At 74.3% G+C, this 1,022-nt stretch carries 1 protein-coding gene; it reads left to right on the top strand.

Going from position 1 to position 1,022, the window contains the following annotated elements; all coding sequences use genetic code 11:
- Positions 1 to 129 precede the first annotated feature (129 nt).
- Complete coding sequence (locus AOK11_RS38540; protein ID WP_079035345.1) at positions 130 to 1,020, top strand: DUF2797 domain-containing protein; 891 nt, start codon at positions 130 to 132, stop codon at positions 1,018 to 1,020.
- The last annotated feature ends 2 nt before the right edge of the window (positions 1,021 to 1,022 follow it).

Genomic DNA, 1,022 nt, shown 5'->3' with positions numbered 1-1,022 from the left:
CCCCCGCCCCCGTCTCCGTCCCCGGGCCCAGGAGCGGTGCCGGGGAGCCGGGTCCCGTTGACGCCGGTGGCCCCGTGCGCTGAGGCTTCGCGCGCCCGTTGTCAGTGACGACCCCTACGCTCGGCAGCGATGGCACAGGCGTGGAGATGTTCGGGGCTGCGGTGGTCGGCAAGCGGTCCCGTGCTGGCGTGGGACGGCGGGCGGCACAGCGCGTTGACCTGGAGGAAACGAGTGGCCTTCGCGGTCGCGGAAGGAGGAGTGCGGACATGCGTGGGGGCACGGGGGAATGCGTGTCCGCTCGGCGCGGTGGTGCCGGGGCGGGGCACGGGAGCGCGGTGCGAGGAGTGCGCGCGGCTGGACCGGGCGCACTCCGTGGCCGCCGACACCCTCGCGGACGATCCGCGGCCGTACCGCGTATATCTGGCCTGGTTCGGTCCCGGGATGGTCAAGGTCGGGATCACCGGTGTGGCGCGGGGCCCGGCGCGGCTGCTGGAGCAGGGGGCGGTCTGCTTCAGCTGGCTGGGGACCGGGCCGCTGATGGCGGCGCGGCGCACCGAGGAGCTGCTGCGCGCCGCACTCCGGGTGCCCGACCGGATTCCCTACGCGGACAAGCGGGCGGTACGCGCGGTGCTTCCGGACACGGAGGCCGAACGGGCTGCGGAGCTGGCGGAGTTGCACGGGCGGGCGGTCGCCCTGGCCGGGTGGCCGGAGTCGCTGGACCGTGAGGTGTTCCGGCCCGTCGACCATGTCGAGGTGTTCGGGCTGGCGGGGGCACCGGCCGCCTTCGGGGAAGTGAGCGAGCTGGTTCCCGGGAGCGCGGTGAGCGGGGAACTGGTGGCCGCCGCCGGGCCCGATCTGCATCTGGCGACGGAGGGCGGCGTCGTGGTGCTGGATACGCGGTTCCTGCCCGGATGGGGGCTGGTTCCGGCGGAGGGGAGGAGGTTCGACGTGCCGGTCAAGGTGCTCAAGGCGCTCAAGAGGACCGGGGAGGGGGCGGGAGCGCAGGACGGCTTGTTCTGATC

This window comes from Streptomyces hirsutus (genome assembly GCF_001418415.1).
Taxonomy (GTDB): Bacteria; Actinomycetota; Actinomycetes; order Streptomycetales; family Streptomycetaceae; genus Streptomyces; species Streptomyces hirsutus.
The sequence above is the reverse complement of the archived record's forward strand: the minus strand, read 5'-3'. Positions and strand labels throughout refer to the sequence as shown.

What these genes read in the sequence shown, in the direction of transcription:
- AOK11_RS38540 (WP_079035345.1), top strand. Translation starts at nt 130, where the DNA reads ATGGCACAGGCGTGGAGATGTTCGGGGCTGCGGTGGTCGGCAAGCGGT.